Genomic DNA, 19,751 nt, shown 5'->3' with positions numbered 1-19,751 from the left:
AGGGCCGCCCCCGGCCATCATCGGGAGAGAGACCATGACATGGATCGGACAGGGGCGCCCGCGCCCCGGCCGGCGCGCGCTCCTGCTCGCCGCGCCGGCCATCGCGCTGTCGCCGCGCGGCCTTCGGGCGGCCGAGCTTCCCGGCGGAACCATCCGCCTGGTGGTCGGCTTCGCCGCGGGCGGCGGCATCGACGCCTTCGCGCGGATCGCCGCCCGCGCCGCCTCCGAGCGGACCGGGAACACCTTCGTGGTGGACAACCGGCCCGGCGGCTCCGCGGCCCTCGCGGCCCTTCATGTGGCGCGCAGCGCGCCGGACGGCCGCACCCTCTTCGTGGCCGATAGCGGTTCCATGACGATCACCACGGACATCATGCAGCGCCCGCCGCTCGACCCGCGGCGGGAGCTGGCGCCCGTGATGCTCGCGGTCCACGCGCCGCAGGTCCTCGTGACCCGTCCCGGCACCGCCGCCTCGCTCCCCGATTTGCTCGCGCGGGCGAGGCGGGAGCCGGGGCGCCTGACCTATGCCTCGGCCGGCGCCGGGAACGCGACCCACCTGGCCATCGCCGACCTGACCCGGCGCACCGACACCGAGCTGACCCATGTCCCCTATCGCGGCGGCGGGCAGATGACGACCTCCGTCATCCAGGGGGAGACCGATCTCTGTCTCCTCAGCCTCACCACCGCCCTGCCGCACTTGCGCGCCGGATCGCTCGTCGCGCTCGCCGTCGCCTCCGACGTGCCGCTGGCGGAGCTGCCCGAGGTTCCCACCATCGCCTCGGTCGTGCCGAACGCCGCCGCCCGCGCCTTCTGGTACGGCTTTAACGTGCCGGCGGAAACGCCGGCCCCGCTGATCGAGGCGCTGCACGCCGCGCTGAAGGCCGCGCTGGAAGCGCCGGAGACGAGGGCGTCGCTACGTCCGCTCGGCATCCAGGTGGTCGCGTCGTCGCCCCAGGACTACCGCCGCTTCCTGCTGGAGGAGACCGAGCGCCGGTCCGAGATGGCGCGCTTCGCGGGCGTGGTGCCGGAGTGACCTAGGAAGCTCCGGCAGACCTCTCCACAGCCGCTTTGCGCCCACATCGGTCATTCTTGCTCCTTGGGGAGGTTCTCGTAAGCGGACGTCAGCTCCAACTGACGGCCGAGACGACGACCTGCGAGAGGTGGCGAAGACCGAAGCGACCGCTCCCTGAATATCCCGCCTCGCTGACCTAGCCAGGCGCGACATTCATCCCTCGATCCCAGGCAACATCACCCGGCTCAGAGCGACTAGATCGTGAAGCCGCCATCAATGGTCAGGCTGGCGCCTGTGACGTAGCCAGCCTCCTCACGGGCGAGGTATGAGGCGAGGCCGGCGATCTCATCCGGGCTGGCCACGCGCTTCAGCGGGCTGCGATCCGCCAGCATGCCAATGGCGCCGGCGTTGATGTCGGTGTCCGTCGGGCCGGGCTGGATGTTGTTTACCGTGATGCCGCGCGGCGCGAGATCGAGGGCGATGCCCTTTACCATCCCGGCCACGGCCGCCTTCGTCATCTGGTAGACGCTCGCTCCCGGCATGCCGGTGCGGATCGCCACGTTGCTGCCGATCGTGATCACGCGACCGCGGTCCTTCAGGTGGGGTACCGCGGCCTGGACCGAGAGATAGACGCCCCGCACGTTCACGCTCAGCATCCGGTCGAGGTCCTCCAGCTCCACCTCGCCGACCCTCCCCAGGGTGAAGATCCCGGCGTTTACGACGACGACGTCGATGGGCCCGGACCACTCCACCGCCTTCGCCACCGCGTCGCAGATCTGCACCGGGTCGGCGCTGTCCGCACGGATCGGAAGGGCGCGGCCGCCGGAAGCGGCCACAGAAACGGCCAGCGCCTTCGCCTTGTCCTCGCTGGAGGCGTAGGTGAACGCCACCGCGTGGCCGTCCCTTGCCAGACGCGCGACGATCGCCGCGCCGATCCCGCGCGAGCCACCGAGGACCAGCGCGAGCTTGTCGGAAATCATTGTCGTAGTTCCTGATGATTGTTGGGGGAGGATCGGGCCGACGGTGGGCCGATCAGGGAAAGGGTCGCCCGGCCTAGCGCGGCCGACCGTGCTCACCCGCGCCGCCATGCTCAGCTGGCGGCACGGTGAAGGAGACCTCGCCGCGGTCCAGCGGCCGGTGGTTGGCGTCCGCGAGGATCACCTCCACGGCGTGCGTCCCCGGCGGGAGGCCAACGAGGATGATCGGCTCGCCGCTGGCATCGGCCCAGTGCCACGGCGCACCGTCCACGGTGACGTGGATGTGGCCAATCCGCGGCGTGACCTCCGTCGCCTTGGGACCGAAGACCGGCTGGATCCGTAGGTTCTCCGCCCGGTACTGGATGAAAACGAAGCCGCGGGACAGGGGCTCGGCCAGGGGAGGATCGACGATGATCCGGGCTGGGGGTTGCGGTGCCGTGAGCGGGACGACACCCGCCGGGCCGAGGACATCACCAGCGGTCTGGGCCAGGGCCGGCCCGATCAGGCCCAGGGTGCCCCATAGTAGGCCAAGCATAAGCACGCTTCTCATCGACAATCCTGTCATTGGTTCTGGCCCGTCCCCGCCGAGACCAGCGAAACTAGGCCGGCCAAGGGAGAGGGCTCGCGGGAGGTGGCCTCGATGGTGCAGGGCGCCGTCAGGACGGCGAGACCCAGGAGACCCAGCGAAGCGATCCGGATGGACAACTTCTTCAGGAGGACCATGAGCGATGGCCCTTCAGGCGGGCTGGGAGGCCATGGTGGAGACGAGGGTCAGTTGCACCCCGATGTTGCCGCGCGTAGCCCTGGAGTAGGGGCAGGTCGCATGCGCCTCCTCCACCAGCTCCTGCGCGAGGGCAGGATCGAAGCCGGGAAGGGAGACGGCGAGGCGGCTGCGCAGGTGGAAGCCGTCCTCTGCCTTGCCGAGGTCCACCTCCGCATCCACGGCCGTGCCCGCCGGGAGCGTCAGCTTGCGACGGCCCGCAGCCAGCCCCATCGCGCCGATGAAGCAGGCGGACCACCCCGCCGCGAAGAGCTGCTCGGGGTTCGTCCCCGGTTGCGCGCTGCCCGGGGGCGAGAGCCGCAGGTCCAGTCGGCCGTCATCGCTGCTCGCGCTGCCGTCGCGCCCGCCGGTGGTGTGGACACGGCCGGTGTAGAGAACCTTCTCGATCGTCGTCATGGGATGCTCCTCAGCCCCTCGGGCCTGTGACGCGGCCGTTCCCGGCCGTGAGGCGAGCATCCAGTGGGAAGGTATCCAGCGCTTGTCCGCGTTCCCGCGCCTTCGTATCGGACCTCCGCTACCGGCGGGCCGTGATACGCTGGCTTACGATCCCGTGCGGCCCGCGCTGGTCAGCGGGCACAGGTCAGGGCAGCACGAGCTCGGCGGCCAACCCGCCACCCTCGGGCCGGTTGTAAAGGCGCACCGAGCCGCCGATGCTGCCCGCCAGTTGCCCGGCGATGGCGAGACCCAGCCCGGTTCCGCCCGTGTCGCGGCTGCGCGACTCCTCCAGCCGGACAAAGGGCTGCATCACGGCGTCCAGCATGTCCTCCGGGATGCCGGGCCCCCGGTCCCGGACCGTGATGACCGTACCCCCGTCCCTGCCACGTTCGATGGCGATCTCGGCCGTGCCCGCGAACTTCAGGGCATTGTCGAGAAAGTTGGAGAGGATGCGCCGCAGCGCGTGCGGCTTGGTGGAGACCACGCCCTCCACCAGGGCGGAGACGGCGACGTCCTTGCCGGTGTCCTGGTAGTCGCAGGCGAGGCTGTCCACGAAGGCCGCGATGTCGATGCGGGCCACCTTCTCCCCGCTGCCATGGGCGCTGCGGGCGTAGGCGATGCCGTCCTGCACCAGGGCCTCGATCTCGCGCAGGTCGTTCACCAGCTTGTCCCGTTCCGGCGAGTCCGGCGCCATGTCCGCGCGCAGGCGCATCCGTGTGATGGGCGTCTGCAGGTCGTGGGAGATGGCGGCGAGGATCTGTACCCGCTCCTCCAGGTAACCGGCGATCCTTCGGCGCATGGCGTTGAAGGCGCGGGCCGCGTGGGCCACCTCACTGGGGCCGGTCTCGCTCAGGTCGGTGCCGTTCCGGTTCGGGTCCAGCGCGTCGGCCGCCGCCGCCAGATCGCCGAGTGGCCGCAGCGCCTGGTTCATGGCGAGCCAGGCGCAGAGCACGAGGAGAACCATCTGGGCGGCCAGAACCCAGGGCAGCCATCTGGCGACAGGCATGACACCGCGCGGCGTGATGTCGATGGTCAGGGGACCGCCGTCGCTCAGGGTCAGGTGAGCCTGTAGCCGCTCCCGCTCCCCGGGGATGGAGCGGATGGCGACGGGAAACCGCCCTCCCGCCGCCTCCTCAATCCGCGCCGCGATCTCGCGCCCCCGGGTGGATGTCTCCGCCACGCCAGGCTCGCCGGGGCCGATCACGAAGCGATAGCTGCCGCGGGCCAGCCATTCCGCAAGCCAGGGGCGGTCCTCCGCCGGGCTCCGGTCGAGGATGTTGATGGAGGTGGCGACGTCGCTCTCCAGCGTGCCGAGCATCATCGCCTTTGCCGACAGGTATCGTTCGGCGCTCAGCGCGACGAGGGACAGGCCGTAGGCCGCGGCCAGGCCGGCGAGGAGGATGAGGAAGACGCGGAGCCGCAGGGTGCGCGGCCACCAGCCGCGCGAAGCGCGCGCGGCGCTCACCCCATGGGTTCCGTGATCTCGACCGAGGCCGAGAAGACATAGCCCTCGCTCCGCACGGTCTTGATGTAGGCCGGGTCGCGCGCGTCGTCGCGCAGCCGCTGGCGCAGGCGGCTCACCAGCAGGTCGATGGAGCGGTCGAAAATCTCCGCGTCTCGCCCCTGGGTGAGGTTGAGGAGTTGGTCGCGGTTCAGGACGCGGTTGGGGTGGTCGATGAAGACGCGGAGGAGCCGGTACTCGGCGCCGCTCAGCGCCACCTCCGTGCCCTCCCTGTCGATCAGGTGCCGGCCCACGGTGTTGAGGCGCCAGTTGCCGAAGGTCAGGACCTTGCCGGCCTCGCTGATCTGCAGGTTGGGCGGCAGCATCCGGGTGCGGCGCAGCACGGCGTTGATGCGCGCCAGCAACTCCCGCGCCGCGAAGGGCTTCAGCACATAGTCGTCCGCGCCCATCTCAAGCCCGATGATGCGGTCGGTCTCGTCACTGCGGGCCGTCAGCATCAGAATAGGGATGGCCTTGTGCCTGCCCCCGCGCAGCTCGCGGCAGAGGGTCAGCCCGTCCTCCCTCGGCATCATGATGTCGAGCACGACCAGGTCCACCGTGTTGGCGTCCAGGAAGCTCCGCATCTGCCGTCCGTCTGCGGCCACCGTCACGCGCAGGCCGTTTCGCCTCAGGTACTCGGAGACCAGATCACGGATCTCCCGGTCGTCGTCGACGATCAGGATGTGGTCGACATGGTCCATGCGCGCCCCTCTCGCCGTCCCTACGCTGAGTCTATCGTGGCCGCTCCGGAAACATCGACCCCGGCTTGCCGCAGGATAGGGTCGGCCGGGTATCCAGCCTGTATCGGCGCGGGCCGGAATTGTATGCCCTTGTATCGTGGGCCGGGACGAGGTGGGAGCTGCCCGGCCCGTTCCAGATTGTACCGGCTTGTATGGCGCGGCCCGGCAGCGACAGCACGGTACGCTTCCGGCCGCCCGGGCACATACTCCGGATACCCGGCCCCGCTGGGATTGCGGCACGGCTTCAATCCCCAGAGGTGGCCATGCCCTTTCTCCTCATCGCTTACATCGGCGGCGGGCTGACGATCCTCAGCCCCTGCATCCTGCCGGTCATTCCGTTCGTCCTCGCGCGGGCCGGGCGTTCCTTCCTGCGCGACACGTTGCCGATGCTGGCCGGCATGGCGGTCACCTTCGCCCTGGTGGCCTCGCTGGGGGCAGTGGGTGGGGGATGGGCAGTCCGGGCGAACGAGATCGGGCGTCTCGCCGGGATCCTGCTGCTGGCGCTTTTCGGCACCGCCCTGCTGCTGCCCGGTCTGGCGAGCACCCTGGCCCGGCCCTTCGTAGACGGGGGCAACCGGCTGCTCGGCGCCGCCGGCGACGGCCGCTGGGGCGCTTTCGGCTCGCTGCTGGTCGGCGCGGCGACAGGGATGCTCTGGACCCCGTGCGCTGGGCCGATCCTCGGCCTCGTGCTGACGGGGGCGGCGCTGAACGGCCCGAATGCCGGCACGGCGCTGCTGCTGCTGGCCTATGCCGCCGGCGCGGGTACCTCGCTGGCCGTGGCACTGCTCGCGGGTCGTCGGGTCCTGGCGGCCTTGAAGGTGTCCCTTGGCGCCGGGGAGTGGGTGCGGCGCGGCCTGGGCGCCGCCGTCCTCGCCGGCGTGGCGACGATCGCGCTCGGCCTCGACACAGGCGCGCTGGCGCGGGTGTCCTACGCCGGCACCACGGCCACCGAGCATGCAGTCCTGAACGGGTTGCGTCCCGCCGATGCCCCGACCGAGACGGCCGGCAGTGGCGCTGCGGCCTCCGACGCCGCCCCGCCTTACCGCAGCAGCCTGCCCGTGCAGGGCAGCGCCGCGCCCCTGGATGGCGCGGTGGAATGGCTGAACTCCTCGCCGCTGACGACGGAGGCGCTGCGCGGCAAGGTGGTGCTGGTCGATTTCTGGACCTACTCCTGCATCAACTGCATCCGCACCACGCCCTACCTGCGCGCCTGGGCGGAGAGGTATCGGGACCAGGGCCTCGTCGTCGTCGGCGTTCACACCCCGGAATTCGCCTTCGAGAAGCGGCTCCAGAACGTGCGCCGCGCAGTATCCGACTTCGGGATCGCCTACCCCGTGGCGGTGGACAGCGACTACCGCATCTGGCGCGCTTGGCGGAACAACGCCTGGCCGGCCTTCTACCTCGTCGATGCCGGCGGGCGCATCCGCTACAGCCAGTTCGGCGAGGGGCACTACGAGCGCTTCGAGGCCGCCATCCGGGACCTGCTGCGCGAGGCGAGCGGCGGGATGCCCGCCGGCACGCCCGCCGAGCCACGGCCCCAGGCCATCGAGGCGGCGCCGAACCTGGCCAACATCCGCTCCGGCGAGACCTATGTCGGCTACCGCCAAGCCACCGGGTTCGCCTCCCGCGAGAGCGTGCGGGCCGACGCGGCACGGGACTACTCCGTCGGCGACCTGCGGGTGAACGAGTGGGGCCTCTCCGGCAAATGGACGGTCCAGGCCGAGCAGGCCGTGCTGAACGCGCCCGGCGGCGGCCTCGACCACCGCTTCAGCGCCCGGGACCTGCACCTGGTGCTCGGCCCCGGCGCCGCCGGGCGCCCCGTGCGCTTCCGCGTGACCATCGACGGCCAGGCGCCCGGCGCCGACCACGGCGCGGACACGGATGCCGAGGGCTACGGCACGGTGGACGCGACCCGCCTCTACCAGCTCGTCCGCCAATCCGGCGCCGTGCGGGCGCGGCGCTTCGAGATCCGGTTCCTCGACCCCGGCGTCGAGGCCTACGCCTTCACCTTCGGCTGACCCGCCTCCCCAACCCACCGTATTGCAGGAGTAGACCCATGATGAACCGCCGCCACGTCACCGCCCTAGCCCTGGCCATCGCGGCCGGCGCCGTCGCCACCGCGGCCGGACCTTCCGCGGCGGAGGCCGCCGAGGTGCGGAACGTCGTCATCGTCCACGGTGCCCTCGCCGACGGCTCTGGCTGGCGCCGCGTGGCGGAGATCCTCCTCGCCCGCGGCCTGAACGTCACGGTGGTGCAGCAGCCCATCACCTCCCTCGCGGACGACGTGGCCACGACCCGGCGCGTGCTGGACCTGCAGCAGGGCCCGACTCTCCTCGTCGGCCACAGCTACGGCGGCATGGTCATCACCGAGGCCGGGCACCACGCGGCGGTGGTCGGCTTGGTCTACGGCGCGGCCTTCCAGCCGGACCGGGGCGAGAGCCTGGCCGGGCTGGCAGGCGCCACGCCGCCCGCCGGGCAGGGCATCCGGGAGACGGGGGACGGGCAGTACCTCTACCTCGACCCCGCCGCCTTCCACGCCGACTTCGCGGCCGACCTGCCCCGGGAGGAGACGGCCTTCCTCGCCCGGTCACAGGTCTTCGCCGCCAAGGCCGCCTTTACCGCCACCGCCGGGGAGCCGGCCTGGCGCGGCAAGCGCAGCTGGGCGGTGGTGGCCACGGAGGACCGCTCCATCAACCCCGAACTGGAGCGGCGCATGGCCCGGCGCGCCGGCAGCGCGGTGACGGAGATCGCAGCCAGCCACGCCGTCTTCGCGTCCCAGCCCGAAAGGGTCGCGGCGGTGATCGAGGACGCGGCACGCGAGGCGGGGCGGTAGCGGCGGCGCGGGAGGAGCGGGGCATGATCGGCGTCGCGCGCGTCATCCGGCACGTGGGATTCGAGGACCTCGGCACCTTCGATGAGCCCCTGCGCGCCGCCGGCTACTTCATCCACTACCACGATGCCGGGAGGGACAGCCTCGCCGCGATCGATCCGCTCGGGGACGACCTGCTGGTCGTCCTCGGCGGGCCGGTCGGCGCCTACGAGGTGGACGCTTACCCCTTCCTGGCAGAGGAGATCGCGCTCCTCCGGCGGCGTCTGGCCCTTTTGCGGCCGACGCTGGGTGTCTGCCTCGGCGCCCAGCTCATGGCGGCAGCGCTGGGCGCGCGGGTGGAGCCGGGCAGGGCCAAGGAGATCGGTTTCGCCCCCCTCGACCTCACCCCAGCGGGGGCGGTCGGGCCGTTGCGGCACTTGGAGGGCGTGGCGGTACTGCACTGGCACGGCGACGCCTTCGCCATCCCCGGGGGCGCGGAGGGGCTGGCCACGACGCCGGCCTGCGCGACCCAGGGCTTCGCCCGCGGCCCGAACGTGCTGGGCCTGCAGTTCCACCCGGAGTTCGACGCCTCGGCCGGGATCGAGCCCTGGCTGATCGGCCACGCCACGGAACTGGCCGGGGCCGGGATCGATCCGCGCGGGCTGCGCGCCAAGGCCGCGCGGTGCGGCGCGGCCCTGCGCGGCCCCGCCCGCGCCATGCTGACGGAGTGGCTGGCCGAGTTGCGCTGAGGGACATCGGTGCAAACCGGGCGGGGCGGCCGCGGCTGGCGCTCTACACCCGGATACCGAAAAGAGCGCGTCCCGACACATCGCAGGGACAGTCGCGCGGCCTGATGGCGGGGCAAGCAGAGAAGGAGTCCTCTCCATGTCCGATCATCTTCCCTCCCCGTCACGGCGCCGTCTTCTGGCCTCCGTCGGCCTCGCGGCCGCGGCGGGCCTAGCACCCGCCACCCTCCGGGCTACCGAGCCCGGCGGCGCCATCCGTCCCTTCCGGGTCGCGATCCCCCAGGCCGATCTCGACGCGATGCGCCGCCGCGTCTCCACGGCACGCTGGCCCGAGGAGACGGGGGCAGACTTCGCCCAGGGTGTGCCCCTTGAGCGTCTCCGCTCTCTCGCCTCACACTGGGCCACGGCCTACGACTGGCGCCGGATCGAGGCGCGGCTGAACGCGCTGCCGATGTTCATGACGGAGATCGACGGGCTCGACATCCACTTCATCCACCTCCGTTCCGCCCATGCCGGCGCCATGCCGATGATCATGACCCATGGCTGGCCCGGCTCGGTCCTGGAGTTCATGAAGGTGCTGGAGCCGCTGACGGACCCGGTGAAGCATGGCGGCTCGGCCGCGGACGCCTTCCACCTCGTCGTGCCCTCCATCCCCGGCTTCGGCTTCTCCGGAAAGCCCATCACCAGGGGCTGGGGGTCCGACCGGACCGGCCGTGCCTGGTCGGTGCTGATGCAACGGCTCGGCTACGGGCGCTACGTGTCGCAGGGCGGCGATTGTGGCGCGGTGATCTCGCAACGCATGGCGCTCCAGAAGGTGCCCGGTCTTGCCGGCATCCATCTCAACATGCCGGCGACGGTACCGGACGACATCGCCGCCATCCTCACGGCGGATAACCCGGCTCCGCCGAGCCTCTCGCCGGAGGAGCGCCGCGCCTTCGACGCGTTGGCGGCGTTCTATAAGGACAGCTCCGGCTATGCGACCATGATGGTCACGCGCCCCCAGACCATCGGCTACTCGCTCGTCGACTCCCCGATCGGCCTCGCCGCCTGGATCTACGAGAAGTTCGCGAGCTGGACCCACAGCGGCGGCGATCCGGAGAAGGTGCTGACGAAGAACGAGATGCTGGACGACATCTCGCTTTACTGGCTGACCGGAACAGGAGCCTCCGCCGCGCGCATCTACTGGGAGGATCACTCGAACAACTTCAACGCGCGCGAGATCGCGGGCACGCCCGTGGCCGTGACCGTCTTCCCCGGCGAGATCTACCGCGCCCCGCGCAGCTGGGCGGAGCGCTGCTACCACGACCTGGTCTACTTCAATGAGGCGAGCGAAGGCGGCCACTTCGCGGCCTGGGAGCAGCCGCGGATCTTCGTGAAGGAGGTGCGCGCCGCCTTCCGGGGCCTGCGCTGATCCGCCGCACCGCCGGGCAAGCCGCGCCGTGCCCTTCGGGCCGGCGCGGAGTCCCTCGTGTCTCCCGACGCGATTGCAAGGGGTTACAAGCGCTGGCGGGTCTGCGGTGCCGGAAGTCCTCGATCACCGCCTGAGATTCAGCCTCCTCCGAATCCACCCGCATCTCCACGGTGGTCAGATCGCCGTCCCCGGGAGATCCTTCAGTCAGCTCCTGGGCAGTCGCGTTATCGATAATGTATCGGCGCGTGTACAGCAGCCCGCTCCGTACAGGGTCTTGCAGATCCCGCGAGTCCACGACATCGGGGCGATACAGCGGTGCAGTCTTCTCCCCTTCACCAACGACGTGAAGAGGAGACAGTGATGCCTGAACAGATAGACCAGCGCCGCAGGACATTCCTCGGGACCGCCGCCCTGGGGGTCGCGGCCACCGGGCTGGCCACGGTCGCGCCCGCAATCGCCCAGCAGGCGCCGCAGGGCGCGTCCACGTCCACCCGCCTAGCGGCCCGCCCCGTGGCCGCGGGCCGCACTGCCTTCCCGCCCCTGAAGCGCATCAACGCCGGCGTCCTGGACGTGGCCTATGTCGAGGAGGGCCCGGCGGACGGCAAGCCGGTTCTGCTGTTCCATGGCTGGCCCTACGACATCCACGCCTTCGTGGACGTGGCGCCGATCCTGACGGCGGCGGGCTACCGGGTGATCATCCCCCATCTCCGTGGCTACGGCGCCACGCGCTTCCTCTCCGATGACACGCCCCGCAACGGCCAGCAGAGCGCGCTCGCGGTGGACGCCATCGCCCTGATGGACGCGCTAGGCATCCAGAAGGCCCTCGTCGCCGGCTTCGACTGGGGCGCCCGCAACGCTTGCATCCTCGCCGCCTTGTTCCCCGAGCGCTGCACGGCCCTTGTTTCCGTCAGCGGCTATCTTATCGGCAGCCAGGAGGCCAACCGCGCGCCCCTGCCGCCGAAGGCGGAGCTGCTGTGGTGGTACCAGTTCTACTTCGCCACCGAGCGCGGCGCGCAGGGCTACGCGAAGAACACGCGCGAGTTCGTGCGCCTGATCTGGGAGCTGGCCTCGCCGAAGTGGCGGTTCGACGACGCCACCTTCGACCGCTCCGCGACGGCGCTCGACAACCCGGACCATGTGGCGATCTCGATCCACAACTATCGCTGGCGCCTGGGTCTGGCCCAGGGTGAGGCGAAGTACGACGCGCTGGAAGCGAAGCTCGCCGCCTTCCCCACGATCGTCCTGCCCACCATCACGCTGGAGGGCGACGCGAACGGCGCCCCCTATCCGCCGCCGGCCAGCTACGCCCGCAAGTTCACCGGTCGCTACCAGCACCGGGACATCACCGGCGGCATCGGCCACGACCTGCCGCAGGAAGCGCCGCGCGAGTTCGCCCAGGCGATCCTCGACGTGGACCGGTTCTGAACCCGTCATCACCCGAAAGGACAAGATCCCATGAGCCATTTCCATCCCGCGAGCCGCGCCGTCCTGGCCGCGTTCGGCCTCGCCCTCCTCAGCGCCTGCGCGCAGACCAGCCCGCCGCCCGTCATCGGACACGAGGAGATGCGCGGCGGGTCGCTGCCAGCCGCGGCGCGGGTGCCCGTGACCAGCGCCAGACCCGATATCGCGACGGAACCCATGCGCGGCGGCTCCCTTCCCCCCGCCGGAAGCGGCGCGCTGACGGGCGGCACCGGGTTCGACATCGGCATCGAGCCGATGCGCGGGGCGCCGCTGCCCTCCACCGGTGACCAGCGGCCATAGGCGGCATCCCAGGGCCTAGCGGGCCAGCCCGCGTCCTGGCGCGGCCAGGCTCTCCCGACGAAGTCACGAGGACATTCCGGTGTTCAGCCCCCGTCCTGAGCCCCGGACGACTCCGGATTGTTCCCGGCCCGGGACTGCCAGGGCCGACGCGGCGCCATGCGCCATTGGGCTTGCCCGATCGCGACGTCCTGGTGCGCCCAACTTGGGTGGCTAGCCGGTCGATGACCGCTTTCCGGTATGTCCTGCCGGAAAGCGGTCGGGCAGTTCTCGGCCAGACCCGGCCATGGTACCACTGTTATCAGCACCCGGTTTGCGGCTTGCAGCAGGACGAGGTGGCTTTGGCCGCTTCCTGCTCCGCCCGGTGCACCCTTCGAGGGCCGCTGCTCCTGGCGTGGGCTCTACATCGAAGCGTTCAGGGTGCCCGGCTCTGAGAATGTCCCCGGCATCGTCACCGGCTGCGATTTGCCCGACTGCCATCACCGCCCCGATGTGGGGCATGTCGAGGTGCAGGAGATATCACCACTGCAGGCATAATAGACTCGCAAGATCAAGCCGTCCTCACGAGGCAAGAAGCGCCGTTGAGCATCACCGCCGACGAAGACAACCCCGCCCCCGTCCGCCGCGGCCGAGAGGCCATGGCCCGGCCAGTCGCGGACTACGCGCCCCCTGCCTCAGCCTCGATCAAGCGAGGTCTAAACTTGGGCCTTAGCCGCGTGCGCGCTGCCCCATAACGACCCAGGGTTGATGCGGTGCGGGTACAGCGCCAGCATCGCATCGTAGAGTTCACGCGGGGTCTTCGTCTGGCCATCCAGTCGGTCAAAATCGAGGATGTACTGGCGCGTGGCCTGGATGTGCGAGGGACTATTATCGGGATGAAGTGGACCATGGCCGACCACGACGTGCCTTGGCCCGAGGGAGGCGAGGCGATCGAGTGCCGCAAGCCAAGCTTTCCGCCCCGCCCTGTCTGTCTCGACCAGGAAGGGGTGCGTCTCGTTGTACACGGCATCGCCCGCGATCAGGAGGCCGAGTGCAGGAACGTGCAGGGCCGTGGTGTCGTCGGTATCCGTATGCGGCAGGTCGAGGATGCGCAGTTCTTGACCTTCCAGTTCAAAGCGACCCTTGTCCAGTGCCTGCGCGACGGTGAGGCGGTCCGGCACGAGGCCTGGGAACCGACGTTTCCAGTTGCCCTCCAGGACGGCGGGCGAGGACGTGACCCACATGGCGGCGACCACGTTCGGCCGCGCGACCGCGCGCGCCTGGGGATATCGTTCCAGTAGGGAGGTGAGCCCAAAGAAATGGTCGGGGTGGGCATGCGTCAGATAGATGGTGGTCAGCGCCTTGCCCTTGGCTTCGATCCAATCCGCGAGTTCAGTGGTCTGCGCATCACTGAGAAAGGTATCGACCAGAACGGCGTCCTGTTCTCCCCACAGCAGCGTGGCCGTGTTTGCCACCCAGCTCAGGCCTTCCAGACCCGGCGGCAGCCCGCTAGTCGCGCTCTGACGCTTCCTAATGAACAGATCCCAATGCAGGCGTTGGGCTCGACCGGCTTCCGTCATTGTCAGGTCCTCTCTCGGATCTTCAGTGCTATGACGTCGACGCCATCAAGAAGGCGGAGATGTTGTCGCGCAGCCAACCTGCGACCGGCCGAGCTTCCTTGCCGGTCAGGTCGGAAACCGTGTTCGTTGTCTCCGCCAGGACACCCTCGCGGAAGAGCTGGTCGAGGCCGAGTAGGAGGCCGGCTACCATATTATCCAGGCCGGACGCGATCAGCACGTCCCGGTGTTCTGCGGGTGTGCGGTGTTGATAGGTTACGGAACGGCCGAGCAGCCGCGACAGCTCGTCGGCCACTTCGGGCATGCTGACAGCAGCGGGGCCAGTCAGATGGTAGGCCCGCTGAGCGCGCAGGAAGCTGCCGTCGAGCAATGCGACCCTGGCGGCGGCGGCGACATCATGCACGTCGATCAGGTTGACGCGCCCGTCCCCAGCCGCGCCGCCCCAAGTATTCGTCGCGACGGGCGTCGCGGCCCGTGCGAGAATGTTCACGAAGGAGCCGGGGCGGAGCACCGTATAACCGATGTCGCAGGCCGCTAGGTGCGCTTCGATGGCCATGTGCCAGTCGAAGGGGTGCAGCCTGGTCGGTGGGCCCATCGCGGACAGCTTGACGATGTGCGACACCCCGGCGGCGATCGCTGCATCAATCACCGCGATCTCGTTCGCCACCTGTCGGGCTGATGTGCCATGCGCGAGAAAAAGGCGCTCGGTACCGCGGAGAGCTTCGGACAGGGTCTCCGGTTGATCGAAATTGATTGCCGCCGTGGCGACGCCGCTTGGCAGCTGAACGGCATCCGGCCGACGCGTAAGCGCCACGACATTCACGGGGTCGGACGCCAGAAGTCCTGTCAGTGTGCTGCCAACTCGCCCTGTCGCGCCCGCGACAGCAATCCGAGTCCGGCGCCCGGCTGGATCGACCATTCTCGGCATGTTCAAGCGCACAGCGTGGAGTGGACGAAGGTGCCGATATAGGCGGCCGACGCTTCCGGGTACTGATGGTGGGGCGCGTGCCCGGCTTGTGGGTAGGTGAGCAGTTGCAACGTGGGGAGTTGGCTATTCAGCGCGTACCAGTTCTCCACCGGAAAAGCGATGTCATGGTCCGCGCCGATGTGCAGGACCGGGACCTTCGTCGCCTTCAGCGCCGCCAGCACGGCGTCGGCAGGAAAGGGCGGGTTGCGCGGCCTGTCCCCGAGCTGGGCGGCCGCCCATTCGCCTGGCACCTCGGGGCTGCGGCCTTCCTGCCGGGCGGATAGGCGCTTCGCCGAGCGTTCCGCCGCGGCGCGGCTCTCGGCCGATGCCGGCTCGAAGAAGAGAATGGTATCCTTGTCGAGCGAGCTGCCGGGGATGCGGGCCGTGTCGATGAACAGCTGCTCCGGAAGCTTCACCACGGGGCCGGGCGGCGTGGTGCCGATGAGCACGGCATGGGAGACGAGGTCGGGCCGCGTAGCCAGCAGCACCTGCGCCACGATGCCGCCCAGCGACCAGCCGCCGAGCACCACGCGCCCGAGGCCGAGCGCCCCGATCAGTGCCGCCGTATCCTTGGCCAGGACGGCCGGGTTGTAGGTGCGCTCGCCGGCCGAGAGACCGAGACCGGCGTAGTCGAAGGTGATGACGCGCAGTCCCTCGGCCACCAGCCCGTCGAGGAAGGCCGGATCCCAGGTGTCCATGGTTCCGCGAAAGCGCGTGCAGAGTACCAGCGGGGTGCCCTCACCGATGGAGCGGTAGGCGAGGCGGCGCCCTTCCAGATCAACATACTGGTTGGGGGAATAGGCAGCTGAATGCTGCCCGGATTGCGTGTTCGGGGGCATAGGGCTTTCCTCAGCGCGACTGACAGCCGGTTTGGCTTAACCCTGTCTCCTGTTCAGCACTGGCGATTGGATGGACGTCTCTATCTGGACCGACATCATCGGTCTGGCCGGCCCGCCATCGCGCCCAGGCCTCGGCCAGATTTGGATCCTGCTGTAGAAGGGCGAGACGAGCCGGTGGCGGTAGAAGCCGCCCTCGGCCCCCCTGAGGCACTTTTCACCATCTTCCCGCGCTTGCCCCCGACCCGCTAGGTTCAGGGGTGCCAGGGTCCGCAGGCGCTGCTGCTGGAGGGCGTTGTCGGCGGTCAGGCGTTGCAGCTCCCCCGAGAGCACGGTGACCTGCCCCAAGGCCGCTTGGTACGGCGCCAGGTAGTCCTAGACCCCGGTGAGGAGGTAGCCGCGCTGGCCGGTCTCCGCCACCCAGATGGCGAGGCCGAGGTCCTTCAGGGTGGAGATGACCTTCTGGGTGTGGTCCGACCAGCCCCTCGCGTCCCGGGCGGCCTTCGACCGCTCCCAGGCGATGCCGCCGACCAGATTCCGACCAGGACGCCGAGCACGAGCAGGTTGGCGCGGGAGACGAGTTGCCGGGTCACGAAGGTCCGTCCGAGGGGCAGATTGGAAGGCGGGAAGGACAGCCCTCTGCAACAAGCCTGTAAGCACTGAGCATAGCATGCGCGGCGAGAGTAGCTGCATCGAAAGCAGCGCCCCCGACCAGAACGAAGTGTATGTAACTGCTGGCAACATTCAGGACTTCAGTCTGGGACCGGCCCGGTAGCAGCCCAACGTGACTGCGAGAAGCGGCGACCGCTAACGGTGCGGCCGGCGGCAGGTCACCGAGCCACGCTGGATCAACGGGCCGAGATCCTGCGGCCCGTGCTCAGACTGCCCTCCCGTCCAGGCGTCCCTGAACTGTCCTCGTTGGTGAGATCCAGCTCGCATCCGAATTCAGCGATCGTTTGACGCATCTGCCGATCGCTCTTCATGGCCGAGAGCGGGGTTGGATAAATTCTTTGATTGTAGTCTCGATAGACCGGCGCGCCCTAGCGGCGCGCATCCTGATCACAGGCCGGGCCCTCATGGCTCCGCCGGGGGAAAAGGCTTTTGACTGAGCCGATGACCGCTGTGCGCCCACCCCGGTCACTCGAATGGTTCAGGGAAGCGGACCTGGGTTGGACAAGTCCCGGTGCTGCTCTGGCGGTGCAATCGGAGAACTGGCCACGGAGAGCGGACTGCGCTCCTGGCGATAAGGGGAGGAGAGTGGGGCAGAGTTCGTTCCCCTCCGGACGGGCACGAAGGCAGAGTTGCTCACACCACGTTCGTGAAGTCGGGCGCCGCCTCCTCCTCCAGGGCGGCGGCCACGGCCCGGATGGCGCGGCGCAGGGCGTCCCGGCCTCTCGCCGCCCCGAGCGAGAGGCGCACCGCGTCCGGCGCGGCGCCCTCCACCGCGAAGGCGTCGCTCGGCACCACCGCCAGCCCGTCCTGCCGGCGTAGATGCGCGGTGAAGTCGAGCCGGCTCCAGCGCGGCGGCAGCCGCAGCCAGAGGTGCAGCCCCTCGGGGTGCGCGTCGAAGGATCCCCGCGGCAGCAGGGCCCGCGCCACGCGCTGCCGCGCCGCGCACTCCCGCCGGATCGCCGAGAGGAGGGTGCCGGCGGTCCCGTCCTGCACCCAGCGCGTCGCCAGCCCCGCCAGCAGGGGCGAGGCCATTAGCACCCCGGCCCGCAGCGCGGCGCCCAGCCGCTCCGCCGCGCCACCGGGGGCCACGACATAGGCCATCCGCAGGGCCGGGGAGAGCACCTTCGACAGCGTCGCGACGTGGTAGGTGATCCCGGGCGCCAGGGCGGCGATGGCGGGGAGCGGGGCCCCGGGCAGCAGGCCGTAGGCGTCGTCCTCCAAGACCGGCAGATCCAGGCGCAGCGCCGTCCCGGCGAGCGCGCGGCGGCGCTCCTCCGGCATCGTGACGGTGGTGGGGTTGTGGATCGTCGGGATGATGTAGAGCGCCTTTGGCCGCAGGGTCCGGCAGGCGGCCTCCACCGCGTCGGGGCGCATTCCCCCCTCGTCGCGCGCCACGCCCGCCAGGCGGATGCCGAGCTGCGCGGCCGCGGCGCGGATGCCGGGATAGGTGAGCGCGTCCGTCAGCACCACGTCGCCCGGCCCCGCCAGCTGGCCGAGGACCGCGAGAAGGGCGGGCTGCGCGCCCGGGCAGACCAGCACCCGCCCCGGGTTCACCGCGCCGAGCACCGGCCGCAGCCACAGCGCCCCCGCCGCGCGCTCCTCCTCCGTCCCCGCGCCCCGGCGGTAGGTGAGGATGTCCTGCGCCCCTTCGGCCAGCAGCCGCGACAGTCCTTCCTGCAGCAGGGCCGGCAGGTCCGGGCTTTCCGGCAGCGGCGGCAGGTTCATGCCCAGGTCCACCGGCCCTTCCGCCCCATCCGGACGGGGCATGGCGGGCGCCGAGCGGACGAAAGTGCCGCGCCCCACCCGCGCGTCCAGCAGGCCGCGCCGCCGCGCCTCGGCGTAGGCGCGCGTCACCGTGGTGAGGTCCACGCCCAGCGCGTCCGCCAGGGCGCGATGGGTCGGCAGCCGCTCCCCGGGCCGCAGCGTCCCTTCGGCCAGGCCGGCGCCGATCGCGCCGGCGATGGCGAGGTAGATGGGCCCCTCGACCCCCTCGATCCGCGGGACCCAGCCCCGCTCATCCCGTGCCGCGTTCATCTTGCGGGCAAGCCATACAATCCATATATTCGCGGAGAAGCGCCACATATTGTATGTATCATCTAGCCGATTGTATGGCAAGGCAGGAGCGGCGCAGGATCGGGGAACCACCATGTCCGAACCGTCCAGGATCTCGACCGGGCTTCGCCGCGGGCTGGGACTGCGCTGCCCGCACTGCGGCGAGGGGCGGCTTTTCCGGCGCTTCCTGACCGTGAGCGCCTGCGAGGCATGCGGTTCCGACAACACGCGCTACCCGGCCGACGACGCGCCGCCCTACCTCACCCTCTTCCTCGTCGGCCACTTCGTCGTCCCCTTCGTGTTCTGGATGGACAAGGCCTGGTCGCCGGCTCTCTGGGTCATGTTCGCGATCTGGCTGCCCCTCATCACCGCGATCACCCTCGCCACGCTCCCCTTCATGAAGGGCGCCGTGGTCGGCATCGCCTGGGCGAACGGCGTCACGCGCGAAACCGCCCGGCAGTAGCGCCCTCCCGCCCACCTGCCGCTTCCCCGGAGTGTTCCCATGCATCGCCGCCCGATCGCCGCCCTGTTCCTCCTGCCCGTTCTCGCCGCCGGCACGGGCCGCGCCGCCGACCTGCCGCGCCAGCCCGTCCTGGACCTGGAGGCCGCGCGAGGCGTCCTCTCCGCCGCCGAGGCGGAGGCGCGGAAGCAAGGCTGGCGCGGCGCCATCGCCGTCAGCGATGCGGGCGGCGCGCTTCTCGCGCTGGGGCGGCTGGACGGCGCCGGCCCGGCCTCCTCCGAGATCGCGGCCGGCAAGGCGCGAACGGCCGCCATGTTCCGCCGCCCCAGCGGCGCCTTCGAGGACGCCATCAACGGCGGGCGCCAGGCCGCCGTCACCTCGGGCTTCGTGATGATGGCCGGCGGCCTGCCGCTGGTGGTGGAGGGCCAGGTGGTGGGCGCGATCGGCGTCTCGGCCGAGACCCCGCAGCACGACGTGGCGATCGCCGAGGCCGGCCGCGCCGCGCTGCCGCGTTGATCCCGGACGGATGACCGGAGCCCGGAAGATCGTGCTGGGCGTGGCGGCGCTGGGCGGCCTTGCCGGGGGTATCCTCGCCTGGGGCCCCAGCACCGGGCCTGCCCGGCCGGGCGGGGAGCCCTCGCCGGGCGCGCCCGCTTCCGCCAGCGCCGCCGCGGGCGGCCGCCTGTTCCGCGCCTGCGCCGCCTGCCACACGATCGGCCGGGGCGCCCCGGACCTCAGCGGGCCGAACCTGCACGGAGTGCTCGGCGCGCCGGTCGGCGGGAACCGCCCGCATTACGGCTACACGCGCGCGCTCCTCTCCGCGGGCGGGCGCTGGACCGTGGAGCGGCTGGACGACTGGCTCCGCGATCCCCAGGCCTTCGCGCCGGGCACCCGCATGACCATCCACGGCGTCGCGAGGGCGCAGGACCGGGCGGACCTCATCGCCTACCTGGCAGGCCAGGGGCCCTAGCGGCTGGCAGCCTCTCACGCCGGACCGGGTGGCCTCGTGGAAAGGGGCGCGACACCCGGACCCTCCGCGCG

20 protein-coding genes are annotated in these 19,751 nt (G+C 70.6%); 10 read left to right on the top strand and 10 right to left on the bottom strand.

Annotated elements, in window-relative coordinates:
* Positions 1-34 precede the first annotated feature (34 nt).
* Positions 35-1,030, top strand: coding sequence for a tripartite tricarboxylate transporter substrate-binding protein (locus tag J5Y10_RS20345; protein ID WP_209375937.1), 996 nt, complete (start codon positions 35-37; stop codon positions 1,028-1,030).
* A gap of 233 nt (positions 1,031-1,263) precedes the next feature.
* Here the strand turns inward: J5Y10_RS20345 and J5Y10_RS20340 are convergent, their stop codons facing one another.
* The 5 genes from J5Y10_RS20340 to J5Y10_RS20320 all read right to left on the bottom strand — a co-directional run bounded on the left by J5Y10_RS20340 (position 1,264) and on the right by J5Y10_RS20320 (position 5,404).
* Positions 1,264-1,989 carry an SDR family NAD(P)-dependent oxidoreductase gene (locus J5Y10_RS20340; protein WP_209375936.1) on the bottom strand — a complete coding sequence of 242 codons (726 nt, stop codon included), beginning with the start codon at positions 1,987-1,989 and terminating at the stop codon, positions 1,264-1,266.
* A gap of 73 nt (positions 1,990-2,062) precedes the next feature.
* Complete coding sequence (locus tag J5Y10_RS20335) at positions 2,063-2,536, bottom strand: DUF6130 family protein (protein WP_245214907.1); 474 nt, start codon at positions 2,534-2,536, stop codon at positions 2,063-2,065.
* A gap of 186 nt (positions 2,537-2,722) precedes the next feature.
* Positions 2,723-3,163, bottom strand: coding sequence for an organic hydroperoxide resistance protein (locus J5Y10_RS20330; protein WP_209375935.1), 441 nt, complete (start codon positions 3,161-3,163; stop codon positions 2,723-2,725).
* Between the two features lie 184 nt (positions 3,164-3,347).
* Positions 3,348-4,667 (bottom strand): ATP-binding protein, encoded by a 1,320-nt coding sequence (locus J5Y10_RS20325; protein WP_209375934.1) that lies wholly within the window; start codon positions 4,665-4,667, stop codon positions 3,348-3,350.
* Positions 4,664-5,404, bottom strand: coding sequence for a response regulator (locus J5Y10_RS20320; RefSeq protein ID WP_209375933.1), 741 nt, complete (start codon positions 5,402-5,404; stop codon positions 4,664-4,666). The genes J5Y10_RS20325 and J5Y10_RS20320 overlap by 4 nt, the downstream gene beginning before the upstream one ends.
* Positions 5,405-5,706: 302 nt before the next feature.
* On the opposite strand from J5Y10_RS20320, the gene J5Y10_RS20315 reads away from it, so the two are divergent.
* The 6 genes from J5Y10_RS20315 to J5Y10_RS20290 all read left to right on the top strand — a co-directional run bounded on the left by J5Y10_RS20315 (position 5,707) and on the right by J5Y10_RS20290 (position 12,170).
* Positions 5,707-7,461: a cytochrome c biogenesis protein DipZ gene (locus J5Y10_RS20315; protein ID WP_245214906.1), complete on the top strand. Its 1,755-nt coding sequence runs from the start codon at positions 5,707-5,709 to the stop codon at positions 7,459-7,461.
* 38 nt (positions 7,462-7,499) lie between these two features.
* Complete coding sequence (locus J5Y10_RS20310; RefSeq protein WP_209375931.1) at positions 7,500-8,276, top strand: alpha/beta fold hydrolase; 777 nt, start codon at positions 7,500-7,502, stop codon at positions 8,274-8,276.
* A gap of 23 nt (positions 8,277-8,299) precedes the next feature.
* Positions 8,300-9,001 (top strand): glutamine amidotransferase, encoded by a 702-nt coding sequence (locus J5Y10_RS20305; RefSeq protein WP_209375930.1) that lies wholly within the window; start codon positions 8,300-8,302, stop codon positions 8,999-9,001.
* A 136-nt stretch (positions 9,002-9,137) separates the two neighbouring features.
* Entirely contained in the window at positions 9,138-10,409 is a 1,272-nt protein-coding gene (locus J5Y10_RS20300) for an epoxide hydrolase family protein (protein WP_209375929.1), read from the top strand.
* Positions 10,410-10,769: 360 nt separating this feature from the next.
* On the top strand, positions 10,770-11,834 hold the full coding sequence (locus J5Y10_RS20295) for an alpha/beta fold hydrolase (protein WP_209375928.1): 1,065 nt from the start codon (positions 10,770-10,772) through the stop codon (positions 11,832-11,834).
* A 30-nt stretch (positions 11,835-11,864) separates the two neighbouring features.
* The gene (locus J5Y10_RS20290) at positions 11,865-12,170 is read left to right on the top strand and encodes a hypothetical protein (RefSeq protein ID WP_209375927.1); all 306 of its coding nucleotides are present in this window, start codon (positions 11,865-11,867) and stop codon (positions 12,168-12,170) included.
* A 692-nt stretch (positions 12,171-12,862) separates the two neighbouring features.
* Here the strand turns inward: J5Y10_RS20290 and J5Y10_RS20285 are convergent.
* The 5 genes from J5Y10_RS20285 to J5Y10_RS20265 all read right to left on the bottom strand — a co-directional run bounded on the left by J5Y10_RS20285 (position 12,863) and on the right by J5Y10_RS20265 (position 18,232).
* Positions 12,863-13,726, bottom strand: a complete 864-nt coding sequence (locus J5Y10_RS20285) for an MBL fold metallo-hydrolase (protein ID WP_209375926.1) — start codon at positions 13,724-13,726, stop codon at positions 12,863-12,865.
* 28 nt (positions 13,727-13,754) lie between these two features.
* Entirely contained in the window at positions 13,755-14,642 is an 888-nt protein-coding gene (locus J5Y10_RS20280; protein ID WP_209375925.1) for an NAD(P)H-binding protein, read from the bottom strand.
* 11 nt (positions 14,643-14,653) lie between these two features.
* Positions 14,654-15,529, bottom strand: coding sequence for an alpha/beta fold hydrolase (locus J5Y10_RS20275; RefSeq protein ID WP_209375924.1), 876 nt, complete (start codon positions 15,527-15,529; stop codon positions 14,654-14,656).
* Between the two features lie 372 nt (positions 15,530-15,901).
* Positions 15,902-16,198, bottom strand: a complete 297-nt coding sequence (locus J5Y10_RS28920) for a CHASE3 domain-containing protein (protein ID WP_408901592.1) — start codon at positions 16,196-16,198, stop codon at positions 15,902-15,904.
* A gap of 633 nt (positions 16,199-16,831) precedes the next feature.
* Complete coding sequence (locus tag J5Y10_RS20265; RefSeq protein ID WP_209375922.1) at positions 16,832-18,232, bottom strand: aminotransferase-like domain-containing protein; 1,401 nt, start codon at positions 18,230-18,232, stop codon at positions 16,832-16,834.
* Positions 18,233-18,344: 112 nt separating this feature from the next.
* On the opposite strand from J5Y10_RS20265, the gene J5Y10_RS20260 reads away from it, so the two are divergent.
* Genes J5Y10_RS20260 through J5Y10_RS20250 form a run of 3 tightly spaced genes read left to right on the top strand, consistent with a single transcriptional unit; the run spans position 18,345 to position 19,680 of the window.
* The gene (locus J5Y10_RS20260; protein ID WP_209375921.1) at positions 18,345-18,713 is read left to right on the top strand and encodes a DUF983 domain-containing protein; all 369 of its coding nucleotides are present in this window, start codon (positions 18,345-18,347) and stop codon (positions 18,711-18,713) included.
* Positions 18,714-18,752: 39 nt separating this feature from the next.
* Positions 18,753-19,226, top strand: a complete 474-nt coding sequence (locus J5Y10_RS20255; RefSeq protein WP_209375920.1) for a GlcG/HbpS family heme-binding protein — start codon at positions 18,753-18,755, stop codon at positions 19,224-19,226.
* Positions 19,227-19,236: 10 nt separating this feature from the next.
* Complete coding sequence (locus tag J5Y10_RS20250; protein WP_209375919.1) at positions 19,237-19,680, top strand: c-type cytochrome; 444 nt, start codon at positions 19,237-19,239, stop codon at positions 19,678-19,680.
* Positions 19,681-19,751: the final 71 nt, after the last annotated feature.

Origin of the sequence: Roseomonas indoligenes (assembly GCF_017813365.1) — a bacterium.
Lineage (GTDB): Bacteria > Pseudomonadota > Alphaproteobacteria > Acetobacterales > Acetobacteraceae > Roseomonas > Roseomonas indoligenes.
Note: the sequence above shows the minus strand (reverse complement) of the source record. Positions and strands in the feature narration are given on the sequence as shown.